Source organism: Prosthecobacter vanneervenii (assembly GCF_014203095.1).
Classification (GTDB): domain Bacteria; phylum Verrucomicrobiota; class Verrucomicrobiia; order Verrucomicrobiales; family Verrucomicrobiaceae; genus Prosthecobacter; species Prosthecobacter vanneervenii.
On sequence record NZ_JACHIG010000006.1, the window covers coordinates 30,697 to 46,128 of the forward strand.

Here is a 15,432-nt window from a genome sequence, read left to right on the forward strand (position 1 = left end):
AACTCGCCCGGCATTGCATGGACTGCAAGTGCTCAGCGCGCCTGCTGGCGCGTAACCCACTCGACGGCGGCGCGCACCAGCTCCGGAGCTGTGCTGATGCCGAGCTTGGCCTTGATGTGAGAGCGGTGGGCCTCCACGGTTTTGACGCTCAGCCGCAGATCATGCGCGATCATGCTGGTGCCGCGCCCTTTGCCGAGGAGCTCAAAGATTTCCAGCTCACGGTCGCTGAGCTTTTCCACCATGCTTTTGGAGCCATGATCCTTGCCTGAGACAAAGCTGTTCAGCATCAGGAGATTGGCAGCAGCGCTGAGGTACAGCTCTCCTCGCAGCACCTGCCGGATGGCGGCCACCACTTGATCTGGCGGCGCCTGTTTCATGAGGTAGCCGCGTGCCCCGGCACGCAGCGCGCGCTCGGCGTAGAGAGATTCATCGTGCATGGAGAGCACCAATACCGGCAGGTGAGGTCTGAGCGCCTTGAGAGACTTTACCAGCTCGATGCCGTTGGTTTCCTCCAGGGAGATGTCAGAGATCACGAGGTCAAAGTCGTGGTGCTCCACCAGCCGGAGAGCCTCTGCGGCGGTCTCCGCTTCACCGCAGATCACGATGTCATCCTCGTGCTCCAGCAGCATGACGATGCCCTTTCTGAAAATGGGATGATCATCCACAATGAGGATGCGCTGCTGCTTTTCCTGCTGGGAGGTGGTGGCTTTCATCCGAGACTGCTGCTGGAGGATGGCTGCTGCTGTAACGGTCCTGAGGCAGCCATTTTTAGCACACAGGTCATGCGCGTGCCGTGATTTTTGCGTGGCCCGATGGCGAAGTCCGCTCCGATCACATCCGCGCGGTACTTCATCAGCCTGACGCCCATTCCCTTGGTGGAAAAATCCGATCCGGGCAGGCCGCAGCCATCATCCGCCACGCTGAGGGAGAGAACATTTTGCCGCATGCGCAGGCTCACGGTGATGGAGTTTGCCGCAGAGTGCTTGAGCGCATTGGTCACCGCCTCCTGCGCAATGCGGTAGAGATGCAGCGCCACACCATTGTCAGTGATGGGCACTTTCTGCTCGCAGCGCAGCCGGCAGGGGATGATGCTGCTGCTGCGCGCCGCCAGTTCATGCAGCGCAGAGACGAGGCCCTCGGAATCCATGACCACAGGGTGCAGCCCTTTGGCGATGTCTCGGGACTCCTCCACGGACTGGTGGATCAGTTCGGCCAGCCGTGCTGCCTCTGCGGCGTGTCCTTCGAGGCCTTGTGCCTCCAGCTTCTTTGTCAGTGAGCGCGACATGAAGGCAAGCCCGGTGAGCGACTGGCAGAGGCCGTCATGCAGATCCTGGCCCAGGCGGCGCTGCTCCTGCTCGGTGATTTCAAGCAGGGCATTTTCCAGCCGGGTGCGCTCCTCCATCTGTAACGTGAGCTTTTCATTGGCGGCCACCAGCTCCGCAGTACGCTCTGCCACGCGCTGCTCCAGCTCCTTCTGCGTCTGTCGCAGTTCAGTGATGTCTGTGGCCACACCGAGAATCTTGTCGCACATGCCAGCATCATTGAACAACGGCACCTTGCTCGTGCTAAACCAGCGCACCTGGCCGTCTGCCTGGGTGATCTCCTCCTCGGAGATGCGCCGTGCCTTGCCACCCGCCATGACCTCGTGGTCGATCGCTTGAAAATGTGCAATCTGCTCCGGCGTGCGGCGGAAGTCGGCGTCTGTCCTGCCGATGATTTTTTCCACCGTGGTGCCGCAGCTTAAGGCCAGTGCGGCATTACCCAGCAGGAAGCGTCCGTCCTGATCTTTGACAAAGACCAGGCTGGGGGTGGCATCAATCACCTGGCGCAGGAAAGCGCGCTCCCGCTGCAGTTCGTCTTCGATCAAGCGGCGGTCGGTGATGTCGGTGATGGAGCCCAGCCAGCCGGTGACGCGGCCTGCGGCGTCTCGCTCGGGAACATAGACCACATGCACTGTGCGCCGGCCTGAGTGCGGGTAGGGCACCAAGTCCTCGTATTCGATGCGGCGGCCGCGCAGCACCTGGTTGATCTTTGGGCGGATGATTTCAAACGCCTCCAGGCCGAGCACGTCCTTGATGTGCCTGCCTGTGATTTGCTCCGGCTCCAGTCCCAGCATGCTGGCATAGGCCCGGTTTGCGAATGTATAGCGCAGGTCCCTGCTGCACTGCACCAGCATGGCGGGGGTGTTGTCCGCGATGAGCTTGAGCTGGGTCTCTTTGTCATGGGCCGCTGCTTCGGCCAGCTTCCAGTCGGTGATGTCCGTGCAGATGCCGATGAAGCCTGCAAAGTGGTCTGCGGTGTCGAAGTAGGGGGTGGCTTTGCTGAGCAGCCAGCGGTATACGCCATCATGGCGGCGCCTGCGGTATGCCATGGCATAGGGCACGTGCCTGGCGTGGGAGATCTGGCGGATCCTGTGGCAGCGAGCCAGATCCTCCGGATGCACCCGGTCCTCCCAGCCGCAGAGCATCTCGTGCTCAAGGCTGTGCCCGGTGAAAGCGAGCCAGCATTTGTTAAACCAGACGCACTGCTGCTGAGTGTTGCTCACCCAGGCCAGCACTGGGGCATGATCCATGAGCATGCGGAAGGGCATCTCATCAAGGGGGGCTGGCGCGTTTTCAGGCGGTGCAATCCGCTTTTTAGACTTAGATCTCACCTTGGGTTTCAGCGCTGCCGCTGATCTTTTGCGCTCGCTGGTCATGGGCGCAGTTTTGCTGCGTGGCTTTTCCCCCGGGGGGGCGGCTTGCTGGTACTGCGTGGATGGGGAGCGCGCCATGCAACAAGCTAGTGACTCAGCACTCCGGCTTCAAACTGAATCGCCCCGTGAAGCGAATGGGCGGCGGCATCGGCGCGGCCTGGGCAGTGCTCCTCAAGGAGCTGCTGCAGACGAGCTGACTCCGTGTCTTCTTCCAGCAGCATGCTCCAGTGCCGTTCACAGCCTAGCCAGCGGCAGTTGATATCAAGACGCAGTGCTGGTCTGGCGCAGGGGCTGCTCCGCACTCCATGTGTCATGCTCCAGTGCAGGATCTGCCCGGCATGCAGAGTGCCCAGGCCTGAGAGGTGCAGCCTGCCCTGGGCGTAGCTGATGCAGCGAGGCGCCGCGAGGCAGGTGAAAAGCCCCAGACGCAGCATGGCTACAATGAACCAGCCTGAGAAGAGGCCGTAGAGCCAGCGCTCCGAGGAGATGGAGGACGCACCTCCGGCCCGCCAGCCCAGCAGGATCAGCACCAGGCAGGTAACCACGGCGGCTGTCTGGTGGAATTTGCCATGCAGAGGATGAATCAAATGACGATAGCGCTGCCGATGAAAACGCACTGGCTCCTCGATCCAAAGGCTGAAGTCTGCAGTGCCCTGCTGGGACGCCGCACGTCGTGTGCGCCGACGTTCATGCCTGGCCAGGCGATACCTTGCATCCTGCAGAGAATGGCGATGTCGCGAATCTCCTGAGAGAGTGCGGGGAGCGCTGAAATTTTTTTTCATGCCTGCCTCCTGAACGTGGCGGTTGCTGGAGTTATTCGTTGATGCCGCAGTGGTGCCAGCTATGGGCAGCACGTGAAACCAGCCTCACGTTTCCGGTGAGCCGCATTATCCTCCTGGCGATTTCATCGCTCGCGGTGCGGCTGTCTGCCTCTGGAGGCTGCACACGTGGAGCTTCAGCGGGCACGTAGGGAGCTGATGCCGGCGCAGCTCTGACGGGGGAGGGCTTCTCCGGGTGTGCAAGAGACTCGCTCATACCCAGCCTCCTGTTGTGAGCGCGATTTCGCTGTCCGTGGAGCGGAAGGCTATGGCCTCCATCTCGCGTTCCCAAAATTCATCGAGGTGGCCCGACTCTTCGCTGGCGGTGTCATCGCTACGGGACGCATAAACAGCCATGAGCTCTCTCTCGGCCTTGATCCAGTGTTCCGGCCGCAGGTGCGTGCTGCCCTCTTTTTTCCAATTTTTGAAGGCAAGAAGAGCTATTTCCTTGTCCGAAGGGTGCGAGCCGTAGCTGAACGTCTCGCATGGTGATGAGAACACTGTAGCATTCATGGCTTTTCAAGGTTAAGATGTTGATGAACTGCTGAGCGGGCGTGTTTGCTCTTCCACGCATTCTGAACAGACGAATTTTTAGTGCAATTGGCCGCTCCCTGTTCGTGACATCGGGGAATCCCCGAGGAAGTTGTCGTGGCACAAAATTTCTATTTATTTTCATAGAAGATGCCTCGTCCGCCATGGCAGATGGCGCTCTTCTTTTTAATCCTTTGCCAAACGCATTCCCTTTCTACTCTCCGCGCCCCGCATGTCCGTCAAACTCCGCCTTAACACCGCCACCGCCACCAAAGTCGTCCTCGCCAAGATCGGCAATCCTCTGCGTGAGGAGCCGCTGCAAACCTCACGCGAGGTGTTCCAGATCGCCGAAGGAGACCAGGAGACTCTCACCGGGCTTTTCCTGAAACCCTTCAAGGCCTGCATCGCCCACCGCTTCACGCATCATGCCTCGCTGCAGCAGCATGAGCTTAACAACTGTGCGAAGGCCATCTTTGCTGACGAGGATCAGCTATTGCCCAAGGGGGTCGAGATCGCCCAGCGCCTCTACGCCAAGTCCAACCACCCGAACATCAAGGCCGGGGATCTCTGCATCAGCATGCTCAAAGAGGTGCACATCGAGGGAGAGCTGGTGAATGCGCTCTGCATCCTGAAGAGCGACAGCGTGGTGCCCTTCCTCACCATCACTCCGCGCAATGGCGACCTGCAGCTCAGCACGGAGCACGGCATCAATCCGGACAAGATCGACAAGGGCTGCCTCATCCTGAACTACTGGGCGGAGAAGGGCTACTATGTGCTGACCTTTGACCGCAGCGGCGGAGACACCCGCTTCTGGGTGCGCGAATTCCTCGGTGTGGAGGCCGTTCCAGACTCCGCATTCCTGACCAACGCGTATGCCAAGATGGCCGTTTCCTTCCTGGAAGAGCAGCAGCCCGCTGATGACGACACTCCGCCATGGGAAACCGCCACCGCCGCCAAGGATGCGCTCGACTACTTTGAAGACCGCGAGAAATTCGACCTCGAAGAGTTCGGCCAGACCGTGCTCAAATCTCCCGACGTCATCGCCAAGTTCGACGAGCACCGCGCCCGCATCGAGGAGGAGCAGGGCCAGCCGCTGGAGAAGAGTTTTGAGATTTCCAAGAAGGATCTTACCAAGGCCAAGAAGAAGATTGCAGCCGTGCTCAAGCTGGACACGGGCGTGGAGATCCACATCAAGCCGGCGGTCAGCGAAACCGACCCGCAGCTGGAGCGTGGCTACGACGACAACAAGGGCATGAAGTACGTGAAGGTGTACTATAACAAGGACCTGAGCGCGTCTTAGGGCGGGCTGACCATGAGAAAAGGCGGCCTCAACGGCTCTTCGGGTTTACCGGGGCCGATGGGGTCCGCGTCAGTCTGCGCAGCTCTTCCATCAGCAGTTTGACCGCTTTGCCCTGGAAGCGGCTCGCATTCCACATCATGGCCAGTGTCCGCGTCGGCTTCTCTCCGGCAAAGGAGCGGTAGATGCGCCTGTCGCTGGAGTCGATCTTGCGCGCCATCTCTGGCACGATGGAGACGCCGTGGTCCAGCGCCACGAGCTCCTGAACGGTGGCCAGCTGGCTGGTGCGTTCGACCATCACCGGCTGCACGGACTGCTTGCGGCAGAAGGAGGCGATGTTTTCGGAGAGGCAGTGAGCTTCGTTGAGGGTGACAAAAGGAAAGCCCTCCAAAGCCTCTATCTTCACGCTCTTGGCGGAGGCCAGAGGATGGTCCACGGGCACCACCAGCAGCAGCTCTTCATCAAACAAAGGCTCCACCTCCAGGTGCCGCGCGATCACCGGCTGGGCGAGGATGGCGAGGTCGATCTCCCCATGGCTGCAGCGCCTGATGAGGCTTTCCGTGGTGTCCTCCTGAACGACCACCAGGATGTCCGGATGTTTTTTGGCAAACGTATGCAGCAGCCCAGGCAGAAAGTAGGGGGCTATGGTGGGAATGGCGCCGAGCCGGATGCGCCCGCGACGGCCTGCCTCTGAAAGCTCCGAGATGGTGTCCTCCATGAGCTGGAGGATCTCTTTGGCGCGCTCCAGCAGCAGCTCTCCGAGATCGGTCAGCACCACCTCACGTGGTTTGCGCTCAAACAAAGGGGCACCCAGCTGGTCCTCCAGCTTTTGGATGGCGCGGCTGAGCGCGGGCTGGGAGAGATGCAGCTCATCCGCTGCCCGGGTGAAGTTTTTGGTGCGAGCCAGAGCCACGAATTGCTCCAGCAGGTGCAGGTTTAGTTCGCTTCGCATGAGAACAAATTAGCTATGTGTAGGGTGCATCGCAAGCATTCAGACAATGCATTGGATGCATTCGTTGATGGAGGCCACTGTGAGGGCGTTACGACTCCCGCTTGTTTGTGAAACTGAACCTGAACCCAACCATCAAGCCATGAAAACACCGCAACACAAGGCCCTGATGGCCGCGCTGATGCTGACGCCTGTCATCCCAGCAACGGCCCAGGAAAAAGCAACCCAACCCAAACCCGATATGAATCAATGCCCCGTCATGGGGGCCGCCGCAGGCCCCAACCGCACCACCGCCGCAGGAGCCATGTCCAACGGAGACTGGTGGCCTAACCAGCTCAATCTCAAAATCCTCCACCAGAACTCGCCCCGGGGAAATCCCATGGGCGCGGGCTTCAGCTACGCGGAGGAGTTCAAGAAGCTTGATCTGGCTGCCTTGAAGAAGGAGCTCAAGGAAGTGATCACCACCTCGCAGAAGTGGTGGCCGGCGGACTACGGCACCTATGGCCCGCTTTTTATCCGCATGGCCTGGCACAGCGCTGGCACCTATCGCGTGAGTGACGGCCGTGGTGGCGCGGGCTATGGCACGCAGCGCTTTGCGCCGCTCAACAGCTGGCCGGACAACGCCAATCTGGACAAGGCACGCCGCCTTCTCTGGCCCATCAAGCAGAAGTATGGCGAGAAAATCTCCTGGGCCGATCTGATGGTGCTCGCGGGCAATGTCTCGCTCGAATCCATGGGATTCAAGACGATGGGATTCGCGGGCGGGCGCGAGGACGTGTGGGAGCCGCAGGAGGACATCTACTGGGGCCCTGAAAGCAAGTGGCTGGGAGACGCACGCTACAAGGGCGAGCGCGAACTGGAAAAGCCCCTGGCCGCAGTGCAGATGGGACTGATCTACGTCAATCCCGAAGGCCCCAACGGCAAGCCTGATCCTATCGCTGCAGCGAAAGACATTCGCGAGACCTTTGCGCGCATGGCCATGAATGATGAGGAAACGGTGGCGCTCATTGCAGGAGGTCACACCTTTGGCAAGGCACACGGAGCCGCAAGCGCCGACCATGTGGGGCCGGAGCCTGAGGGCGCACCTCTCGAAGAGCAGGGCCTAGGCTGGAAGAACAAGCATGGCACAGGCAACGCCGGAGACACCATCACCAGCGGTCTGGAGGGTGCCTGGACCTCCACCCCCATGGCGTGGTCCCATGGTTACTTCACCAACCTCTTTGCCTACGATTGGGAGCTGACCAAGAGCCCGGCGGGAGCGCAGCAGTGGAAGCCCAAAAAAGGCGCGGGAGCCGGGGCGGTGCCGGATGCGCACGACGCCGCCAAACGCCATGCCCCGATGATGTTCACCACTGACATCGCGCTGCGTGAAGACCCGGCGTATGAGAAGATCTCCAGGCGCTTTCTGGAGCATCCAGATGAATTTGCCGACGCTTTTGCCAAAGCCTGGTACAAGCTGACTCATCGCGACATGGGGCCAGTGTCCCGTCTGCTGGGGGCCGAGGTGGCACCGCCGCAGCTTTGGCAGGACCCTGTTCCTAAAGTGGACCACGAACTCATCGGCACGCAGGACATCGCCCGTCTCAAGGCAGACATCCTGGGCTCAGGCCTGACCACCGGCCAGCTCGTCTCCACGGCTTGGGCTTCCGCAGCCACCTTCCGCGGCAGTGACAAGCGTGGTGGCGCCAATGGTGCACGCATCCGCCTGGCTCCGCAGAAAGACTGGGCGGTGAATCAGCCGGAGCAGCTGCTGAAGGTGCTGACTGTGCTGGAAAAGATCCAGAAGGACTTCAACGCCGCGCAGAAAGGTGGCAAAAAAGTGTCTCTCGCAGACCTCATCGTGCTCGGTGGATGTGCGGCTGTGGAGGACGCGGCCAAGAAAGGCGGGCACGAGGTGCAAGTGCCCTTCAGCCCTGGCCGCACCGACGCCACCCAGGAGATGACAGACGCTGCGTCCTTTGCCGTGCTGGAGCCAAAGCAGGACGGCTTCCGCAACTACCTCGGCCACGAGCTTGACCGCCCGGCGCCGGAGACGCTGCTGGACCGTGCGCAACTTCTCACGCTTTCTGCTCCGGAGATGACGGTGCTGGTGGGCGGCATGCGGGTACTTGGGACCAACGTCGGGTTTCCTGACCTCGGTGTCTTCACCAAGCGCCGTGGTGCGCTGACCAACGACTTCTTTGTGAACCTGCTCGGCATGGGCACGGAGTGGAGCAAGTCGAAGATGTGCGAGCACTTTTACGAAGGCCGTGATCGTGAGAGCGGTGAAGTGAAATGGACGGCAACCTCTGTGGATCTTGTCTTCGGCTCCAACTCCCAGCTGCGCGCCATCGCAGAGGTTTACGCCGGTGGTGATGCTGGAGAGAAGTTCGTCAAAGACTTCGTCGCCGCATGGACCAAGGTCATGGAGCTGGACCGGTTTGACCTCCATCGCTGAGCTTGAACTGGCGCTGATTTCCCACCCCAAAACCGCACCCGCTTCGGCTCATCGCAGCCGGGGCGGGTTTTTCTTCGCGGCATGAGTTTTTATTTCACGCTTTGCAGCTCCGCATGCATCGCAGAGAGAAGAGAGTCTGCGCCTGCCGCATCTGAATTCAGCGACCAGATCATCATGCCTCCGAGACCTTGCTCGCGCACGAGCCTGGCCTTGGTCTTCATCGTTGGAATGCCGTTGAACCAGATGGTGTCGCCGATCTGATCTGCGGTGGCTGCTTCAGGATAGGCCTGGACCAGGTCAGCATAGCGATACTCGCTGTCGCGGAAGGCTTTACCAAAACCCCAGCCGTAGAAGGGAACGCCGAGGATGAGTTTTGCTTTTGGCAGACCGCGCTGCAGCCAGTAGTCCACATTCGCCTGAGCAAACTCCAGCGACGAATGCTGGCCGGGTTTCTTCGGCTGCCAGGGGCCGGTGGCGTCGTAGGCCATGACATTGATGAAATCGAAGCAGGTCAGTGCAGCATCAGGCACATCTTTGCCGCCGTAGCCTTTGGAGAGTGCGGCGGTGAGGAGCTTGTTTTTCTGTTTCAATGCAGCGGAAAGCTCCTGGATGAAGGCAGTGTAGTCGTGATTGATGGCCGGGCCTTCGAGGTCGATGTCCAGGCCGTCGAGGTCATGGGTGCCGGTGTATTCGGCCAGGCGGGTCACGAAGCGGGCGCGTTTGGCGTTGCTGATGAGATCAAACCAGCGTTCGCGCATGGACTTATTTTCTGAAGCGGACCCGCCGCCGAGGGAGGCGAGGACTTTCACTCCATGCTCACGGGCGTGACGGATGAGCTGATCGTTCTCTGCATGGAATGAGAGCGCGCCTTCTGCATTTGCCGGATTTTCGAAGGCGATGTTGATGTGCGTGAGCTTCGCGTAGTCGATCTGTGGCGCGAAGGTTTTGAGGTCGATCCAGTTGGGCACATAGGCCACGACCTTTGGCTGTGCCACCAGTGAGACTGCGGTCAGAAGCAGAGTGCAGATGAACAAGGGGATCTTCATGCGCTTCAGTGTCCCAGATGCACCCTCGTGTCATACTCAAAGCAGACCTGCCCGGCCACCTGATGCGCGTCGAAGATGCGGCGCAGCTCGGCGATCATTTCCTCATGGCGTGGCTGGCCTTCAGCGGGTGCGTAGGAGCTGGAAAGCAGGCGGCCTTTGAGCCCCTCAAAATCAAAGCGTTGCTCATTCGCAAAGGTGTGCGTGGCATACGGACCGCTGAAAAAGGAGGCGAGTGCAGCAGCATTCACATTCTCATGGCGGATAGCCGTGTAGTCCGTGCCAAAGGTGAGAAGCAGCTGCTCGAAAACGCGAAGAAAGGGGGTAGAGTCGAGTTTGCGCTCGTTCCAGATGAGCGCGATGTGGCCGCCTGGTTTGAGGATGCGGTTGAATTCCGAACGCGTCTCAGGCGAGTTGAACCAATGAAAGGCCTGTGCGGCCACGATGAGATCGATGCTGTGATCCGGCAACGTGGTGGCCTGTGCGCTGGCGTTTACGCTGTGGAAGTTTGGAAAAGGTGCCAGCAGCCGCTCCGCTGCGGCGCGCATGTCGCCATTGGGTTCCACCGCATGCACGCTGAAGCCGGCTTTCAGAAAAAGCTCGGCGGAAATGCCGGTGCCGGAGCCGATGTCGGCGATGACAGACTGCGGTGTGAGCCCGGCCTCGCGCTGCAGCAGAGGAATGATCTCCTGCGGGTAGCCGGGGCGGTAGCGCACGTAGTTTTCCACACGGTCGGAAAAGCGCTGCTCGGGGGCTGAGGAGGCGGCTGGCATGGCCCAAGGTGGCAGAGGTCGGGTGGGAAAACAAGTTGCCAGCCCCCCTGTGGCTGCTAACGCTCAGCGCACTAACTACCTATGATCGTCGCACCCAAAATCCGTGGATTCATCTGCACCACCGCCCACCCCACCGGCTGTGCCAAACATGTCGCTGAACAGATCGCCGTCGTGAAGTCTCGCGGCCCCATCGCCAACGGGCCCAAGAAGGTGCTCGTGGTGGGGGCCTCGACCGGTTATGGCCTGTCCTCCCGTATTGCGGCGGCGTTTGGCTCCGGTGCGGCTACCATGGGCGTGTTTTTTGAAAAGCCCGGCGAGCCCGAGCGCTGCGGCACCGCAGGCTGGTACAACTCCGCGGCGTTTGAGACCGAGGCCAAGGCCGCAGGCCTGTATGCCCGCTCTTTCAATGGCGACGCTTTCTCCGATGCCATGAAGGCAACCGTTATCGAAGCCATCAAGGCGGATCTGGGTCAGGTAGACTGCGTCATCTACAGCCTCGCCTCCCCGCGCCGTACGCACCCGAAGAGTGGCGAAGTCTTCAAGTCCGTGCTCAAGCCCATTGGCTCCGCTTCCTACACCAACAAGAACCTCAATACCGGCAACGGCGTGGTCAATGAAGTGACCATCGAGCCCGCCAACGAAGACGAGATCGCGCAGACGGTGGCCGTCATGGGCGGTGAGGACTGGGAAATGTGGATCGATGCGCTTCAGAGCGCTGGCGTGCTGGCCGAAGGAGTGCAGACCGTGGCCTACAGCTACATCGGGCCGGAAGTGACCTGGCCCATCTACAAGAACGGCACCATTGGCCGTGCCAAGGAAGACCTGGAGCGCGTGCAGCGTGTGCTGGATGGCAAGCTGGCCTCCCTGAAGGGCAAGGCCTGGGTCTCTGTGAACAAGGCGCTCGTCACGCAGGCCAGCTCTGCGATTCCTGTGGTGCCGCTGTACATCTCTCTGCTCTATAAGGCCATGAAGGCCGAGGGCTCCCACGAAGATTGCATTGAGCAGATGGACCGCCTTTTCCGCGAGCGCCTTTACAACGGCAACCCGCAGCCAGACGAAGCCGGACGCATCCGCGTGGACGACTGGGAAATGAAGCCTGCGCTGCAGGAGCTTGTCGGCAAACGCTGGGCCGAGGTGAACACCGAAAACCTGGCGCAGCTGGGCGACTTTGAAGGCTACCAGACCAGCTTCCTGCGTCTTTTCGGCTTTGGCTTGGACGGCGTGGACTACAATGCCGAGGTGGATGTCAGCATTGGCGTGCCTTCACTGGCCTAATTCCCGATCATGGAACCCAACCGGCTTGAGGCTTTCAGCGATGGCGTTCTGGCCATCATCATCACCATCATGGTGCTGGAGCTGAAGGTGCCGCATGGCGCCGATCTGGAGGCGCTCAAGCCGCTGCTCCCGGTGTTTCTCAGCTATGTGCTGAGCTTCATCTATGTGGGCATCTACTGGAACAACCACCACCATCTGCTGAAGGCCTGCCGCAAGGTCACCGGCCCCATCATGTGGGCCAATCTGCACCTGCTCTTCTGGCTCTCCCTCTTCCCTTTTGCCACGGGCTGGATGGGGGAGAACCACCTCGCACCGCTGCCCACGGCCATCTACGGTGCGGTGCTGCTGTGCGCCGCTATCGCCTACTACATCCTGCAGGGCTGCATCCTCAAAGGGCAGGGGGATTCCAAACTGGCCGCCGCCTTGGGTAGCGATCTCAAAGGCAAGCTTTCTCCTTTGGTCTATCTCGCCGCCATGGTTGCCGCCTTTTATCAGGCTTGGATTTCTGCCTTTTTGTACGTGGCGGCAGCGCTCGTATGGCTCATCCCAGACCGCCGCATTGAGCGCGTGCTGGCCGAGTGCGAGTGATGGGAAGGGGATCAAGGTGATCCCCTTCCATGAAGAACTTGCGGCTCACTTGCCTTCCGCCAGATCCAGAAACACGATGCTCGAGGGATTGCCGACGGCTGCGTAGTGGCCGGTGAAGGTGAGGACGCCGGTTTTCCGGTTTACGCGGAAGATGGCCACGTTGTCGCCGCGCTGATTGAGGCTGTAGAAAAACTCGCCGGTGGGGTCGAAGTTGAAGCTGCGCGGGTAGTCGCCGTGCGTCCACTCCTCAGCCACAAAGGTGAGCGTGCCGTCTTTGCCGATGGCGAAGATGCCTATGCTGTCGTGCAGGCGGTTGCCCACATAGACGAAGCGTCCGTCCGCTGAGACGAGAATCTCGGAGCAGAAATTGCTGCCGGCAAATCCAGGCGGCAGGCTGGAGATGGTCTGGCGGGAGGTGAGGCGGCCTTTCTCGATGTCATAGTCAAACAGCACCACCGTGGAGCCTTCCTCCTGCAGGGAGTAGAGCCAGTGGTTGTTGGGATGAAAGGCAAAGTGGCGCGGCCCGTCTCCTGGAGGAAAGGAGACATGGGGCGGATCGTTTGGCGTGAGCGTGCCTTTTTGGTCATCGAACTTCCATACCAGGATCTGGTCCAGTCCGAGATCCACGGACAGGACGTAACGGCCCGAAGCATCGGCCTGGATCATGTGGGAGTGCGTGCCATCGTGCCCGCTGAAGGCAAAGCTGCCGGGAGGTGCGTTGGTGGCCTTGCGGGGGCCGATGGTGCCAGTGTCCTGCTTGAAGTCTGTGGCTTCGCCCAGGGTGCCGTCGGGTTTGACCGGCAGCACCGAGCATGACCCCCCGAAGTAATTGGCCACCAGCAGGAAGCGGCCGGAGGGATGCAGGCTGATGTAGGTGGGGCCCTTGCCACCGGAGCTGACGGTGTTCATCAGTGTCAGTTCGCCGTTCTTGGGATTGATGGCAAAGGAGCTCACCGTGCCTGCCTCGTGGCTGCCGTTGGCATCGGTTTCGTTGGTGGAATACAGCACCGTACGCGTGGCGTTGAAGGCCAGGCAGTTGGGGCTGCTGCCTGACTTGTACAGCCCGCAAGGGGTCATGGCCCCTGTCTCACGATTCACTTCGAAGAGGTGGATGCCCTGACCGTTTCCGGGAGGGAGGTCCACCTGCGTAGCCTTCATGTTTTGCAGCGGTGAGGTGAAGGTGCCCACGTAAGCGATGAGCGGAGCCTGATCTTTGGCCTGCGCTGAAAAAGCCGCTCCTGCAGCGAGTGCGGTGCTGAGAAAAGAGCGGCGGGAAAGGGATGAAGCGTGTGTTTGCATGAAGATGGGGAAGGGGAGAGATCAGGGCAGCACTGGCAGGATGACTTTGGAGGCATGCGCAGAGTCATGCCAGATGGTATTGATGGCAGGCACGCCGGGCTCGGTGATGAAATGGCTGATGGGTGCGCCGGTCTGCGGATTCGGCTCATAATACGGAGCGCCGGTGCTGGCGATGGTGACGCGGATGCGGTGCCCTTTGTTGAAGATGATGCTGACCCAGCCGATGTCCCACGAGAGCTTGGTCACCTCTCCAGGCACGAGCAGCTTCTGATGGTCAAAGCCTTCGTGATAGCGGGCGCGCAGCGGGTAGTCCACGAGCAGGATCGAGCGGCCATCGGGATACACATCCGTCACGCGCAGGAAGAAGTCGGTGTCCTTGGCGGTGGAGGACACGAAGACCTCGCCTTTGATGCGGCCGGTGACTTCCAGAGGCTGGCTCAGCACCTCGGTGGTCCAGGTGCGCACCTCGGCCTGCTCTTCAAAGCCGCGCGCATCTTTGGCTCCGGGAAATCCAGCATAGGGCAGGCTCATGGGATGCACAGGATCGCTCAGATACGAGGTGCTGGCCTTAGCTGCAGCGGGCTTGGCGGGGGCCAGCTTGCCATCGGGCTGCAGGAACCAGTCGGCGGCCTTGCTGGCGGGCGGGAAGTCTTTGGCCTCGCGCCATACATTGCCGGGTGCACCTTCCTCGCCGGTGGCCCCCATGACGTAATACTTCACCGGGGTGTCCTTCTCGATGCCGTTGTTCTCGCCTTTGAGGTAGTGGTTGAACCACTTGGTCATGTGCATGTACACGTCAAACATGGCGTTCTCAGGGAAGACGAGTTCGCCGATCTTGTTCGACTTTGGATAGCCGCCATGCAGCCAGGGGCCGATGATGAGCTGTTGCTGGCCGCGTGAATTGGTGCCGCCATGTTGATTGCGACCAATGAAGCTAGCCACGCTGCCCTGGCACATGAAGTCAAACCAGCTCCCGATCGTGAAGCAGGGGAAGTTCATCTTGTCGAAATGCAACGAGGCGTCCTCGTCCTTCCAATAGTCATCGTAGTCCGGATGCTGGTCCCACTCGCGCAGCATGTCTTCGTTATCCTTCAGTTCGCGAGCCACCGCACCGCCTTTGATGAAACGCTGCGGTTTGGTAGCTCCGCCGATACGGTAGCCCTCCTGATAGAGGCTCAGGCCGGTGTCAGTCATGTACTGAGCCACGAGGTGCGGTGGTTGTGTCACGGCCAGGTAGTTCTGCGCATAGCCAGCCTGTGAGCCGCCATAGGTGCCGATCTTGCCCGTACACCAGGGCTGTGCCGCCAGCCACTCGCACACATCGTAGCCGTCCTTCAGCGGGCCCCATTGCAGGCCTCGATAGCCACGGTACACGCCCTCGCTCTCATGCGTGCCACGGTAGTTCACCAGCGCGATGACAAAGCCGCCCTCGGCAAACTTGGCCGCTGCCTTGCGCGATCCCGCGCTGCTGATGTCTGCATAGCGCTGCTCAAAGATGGCGGGCCATTTGCCCTCTCCTGGTGGGAAGAACACATAGGCGGAGAGCTTCTTGCCATCCCGCATCGGGATCATGAGATGCTCCTCGCGCACAGGACCGAAGTCGATCTTGGCAGGAGTGGCGGCGTGCAGGGAGGCGCAGGCGGTCAGGAGAAGTAAAAGAGCGTGGCGCATCAAGCCACTACGGGCTCTGTGCATGGCACGTTTCACACTCATGCGGTGCAAAAGAC

General features: G+C 60.5%; 13 protein-coding genes. 4 read left to right on the forward strand and 9 right to left on the reverse strand.

Going from position 1 to position 15,432, the window contains the following annotated elements:
- Window positions 1-32: 32 nt before the first annotated feature.
- The 4 genes from HNQ65_RS14460 to HNQ65_RS14475 all read right to left on the reverse strand — a co-directional run bounded on the left by HNQ65_RS14460 (window position 33) and on the right by HNQ65_RS14475 (window position 4,026).
- Complete coding sequence (locus tag HNQ65_RS14460; RefSeq protein WP_184340289.1) at window positions 33-713, reverse strand: response regulator transcription factor; 681 nt, start codon at window positions 711-713, stop codon at window positions 33-35.
- Window positions 710-2,572, reverse strand: a complete 1,863-nt coding sequence (locus HNQ65_RS14465; protein ID WP_184340290.1) for a sensor histidine kinase — start codon at window positions 2,570-2,572, stop codon at window positions 710-712. Before HNQ65_RS14465 ends, HNQ65_RS14460 begins: the two co-directional genes overlap by 4 nt.
- A gap of 209 nt (window positions 2,573-2,781) precedes the next feature.
- On the reverse strand, window positions 2,782-3,477 hold the full coding sequence (locus HNQ65_RS14470) for a hypothetical protein (RefSeq protein ID WP_184340291.1): 696 nt from the start codon (window positions 3,475-3,477) through the stop codon (window positions 2,782-2,784).
- A gap of 249 nt (window positions 3,478-3,726) precedes the next feature.
- Window positions 3,727-4,026, reverse strand: a complete 300-nt coding sequence (locus HNQ65_RS14475) for a DUF2934 domain-containing protein (protein WP_184340292.1) — start codon at window positions 4,024-4,026, stop codon at window positions 3,727-3,729.
- A 250-nt stretch (window positions 4,027-4,276) separates the two neighbouring features.
- On the opposite strand from HNQ65_RS14475, the gene HNQ65_RS14480 reads away from it, so the two are divergent.
- The gene (locus tag HNQ65_RS14480; RefSeq protein WP_184340293.1) at window positions 4,277-5,344 is read left to right on the forward strand and encodes a nucleoid-associated protein; all 1,068 of its coding nucleotides are present in this window, start codon (window positions 4,277-4,279) and stop codon (window positions 5,342-5,344) included.
- Window positions 5,345-5,372: 28 nt separating this feature from the next.
- On the opposite strand, the gene HNQ65_RS14485 is transcribed toward HNQ65_RS14480, so the two are convergent.
- The gene (locus HNQ65_RS14485; protein WP_184340294.1) at window positions 5,373-6,293 is read right to left on the reverse strand and encodes a LysR family transcriptional regulator; all 921 of its coding nucleotides are present in this window, start codon (window positions 6,291-6,293) and stop codon (window positions 5,373-5,375) included.
- A gap of 238 nt (window positions 6,294-6,531) precedes the next feature.
- Here HNQ65_RS14485 and katG point away from each other — a divergent pair, with 238 nt between their 5' ends.
- Complete coding sequence (gene katG, locus HNQ65_RS14490; RefSeq protein ID WP_184340692.1) at window positions 6,532-8,727, forward strand: catalase/peroxidase HPI; 2,196 nt, start codon at window positions 6,532-6,534, stop codon at window positions 8,725-8,727.
- An 89-nt stretch (window positions 8,728-8,816) separates the two neighbouring features.
- On the opposite strand, the gene HNQ65_RS14495 is transcribed toward katG, so the two are convergent.
- A complete protein-coding gene (locus HNQ65_RS14495) occupies window positions 8,817-9,773 on the reverse strand; it encodes a glycosyl hydrolase family 18 protein (protein WP_184340295.1) in 957 nt (318 codons plus the stop codon).
- Window positions 9,774-9,778: 5 nt separating this feature from the next.
- Entirely contained in the window at window positions 9,779-10,543 is a 765-nt protein-coding gene (locus HNQ65_RS14500) for a class I SAM-dependent methyltransferase (protein ID WP_184340296.1), read from the reverse strand.
- 81 nt (window positions 10,544-10,624) lie between these two features.
- Here HNQ65_RS14500 and fabV point away from each other — a divergent pair, with 81 nt between their 5' ends.
- Window positions 10,625-11,818: an enoyl-ACP reductase FabV gene (fabV, locus tag HNQ65_RS14505; protein ID WP_184340297.1), complete on the forward strand. Its 1,194-nt coding sequence runs from the start codon at window positions 10,625-10,627 to the stop codon at window positions 11,816-11,818.
- A gap of 9 nt (window positions 11,819-11,827) precedes the next feature.
- On the forward strand, window positions 11,828-12,406 hold the full coding sequence (locus tag HNQ65_RS14510; protein ID WP_184340298.1) for a TMEM175 family protein: 579 nt from the start codon (window positions 11,828-11,830) through the stop codon (window positions 12,404-12,406).
- Window positions 12,407-12,451: 45 nt separating this feature from the next.
- Here HNQ65_RS14510 and HNQ65_RS14515 read toward each other — a convergent pair whose 3' ends face one another.
- Both HNQ65_RS14515 and HNQ65_RS14520 read right to left on the reverse strand, forming a co-directional pair.
- Window positions 12,452-13,705: a lactonase family protein gene (locus HNQ65_RS14515; protein ID WP_184340299.1), complete on the reverse strand. Its 1,254-nt coding sequence runs from the start codon at window positions 13,703-13,705 to the stop codon at window positions 12,452-12,454.
- A 21-nt stretch (window positions 13,706-13,726) separates the two neighbouring features.
- The gene (locus HNQ65_RS14520) at window positions 13,727-15,376 is read right to left on the reverse strand and encodes a CocE/NonD family hydrolase (protein ID WP_246438269.1); all 1,650 of its coding nucleotides are present in this window, start codon (window positions 15,374-15,376) and stop codon (window positions 13,727-13,729) included.
- Between the last annotated feature and the right edge of the window lie 56 nt (window positions 15,377-15,432).

Bases quoted from the DNA above. Each gene is read 5' to 3' on its own strand.
- fabV (WP_184340297.1), top strand. From the start codon at position 10,625: ATGATCGTCGCACCCAAAATCCGTGGATTCATCTGCACCACCGCCCAC.
- HNQ65_RS14485 (WP_184340294.1), bottom strand. From the start codon at position 6,293: ATGCGAAGCGAACTAAACCTGCACCTGCTGGAGCAATTCGTGGCTCTG.
- HNQ65_RS14500 (WP_184340296.1), bottom strand. From the start codon at position 10,543: ATGCCAGCCGCCTCCTCAGCCCCCGAGCAGCGCTTTTCCGACCGTGTG.
- HNQ65_RS14480 (WP_184340293.1), top strand. From the start codon at position 4,277: ATGTCCGTCAAACTCCGCCTTAACACCGCCACCGCCACCAAAGTCGTC.
- HNQ65_RS14495 (WP_184340295.1), bottom strand. From the start codon at position 9,773: ATGAAGATCCCCTTGTTCATCTGCACTCTGCTTCTGACCGCAGTCTCA.
- HNQ65_RS14510 (WP_184340298.1), top strand. From the start codon at position 11,828: ATGGAACCCAACCGGCTTGAGGCTTTCAGCGATGGCGTTCTGGCCATC.
- HNQ65_RS14515 (WP_184340299.1), bottom strand. From the start codon at position 13,705: ATGCAAACACACGCTTCATCCCTTTCCCGCCGCTCTTTTCTCAGCACC.
- HNQ65_RS14520 (WP_246438269.1), bottom strand. From the start codon at position 15,376: ATGCGCCACGCTCTTTTACTTCTCCTGACCGCCTGCGCCTCCCTGCAC.
- katG (WP_184340692.1), top strand. From the start codon at position 6,532: ATGAATCAATGCCCCGTCATGGGGGCCGCCGCAGGCCCCAACCGCACC.
- HNQ65_RS14470 (WP_184340291.1), bottom strand. From the start codon at position 3,477: ATGAAAAAAAATTTCAGCGCTCCCCGCACTCTCTCAGGAGATTCGCGA.
- HNQ65_RS14475 (WP_184340292.1), bottom strand. From the start codon at position 4,026: ATGAATGCTACAGTGTTCTCATCACCATGCGAGACGTTCAGCTACGGC.
- HNQ65_RS14465 (WP_184340290.1), bottom strand. From the start codon at position 2,572: ATGGATCATGCCCCAGTGCTGGCCTGGGTGAGCAACACTCAGCAGCAG.
- HNQ65_RS14460 (WP_184340289.1), bottom strand. From the start codon at position 713: ATGAAAGCCACCACCTCCCAGCAGGAAAAGCAGCAGCGCATCCTCATT.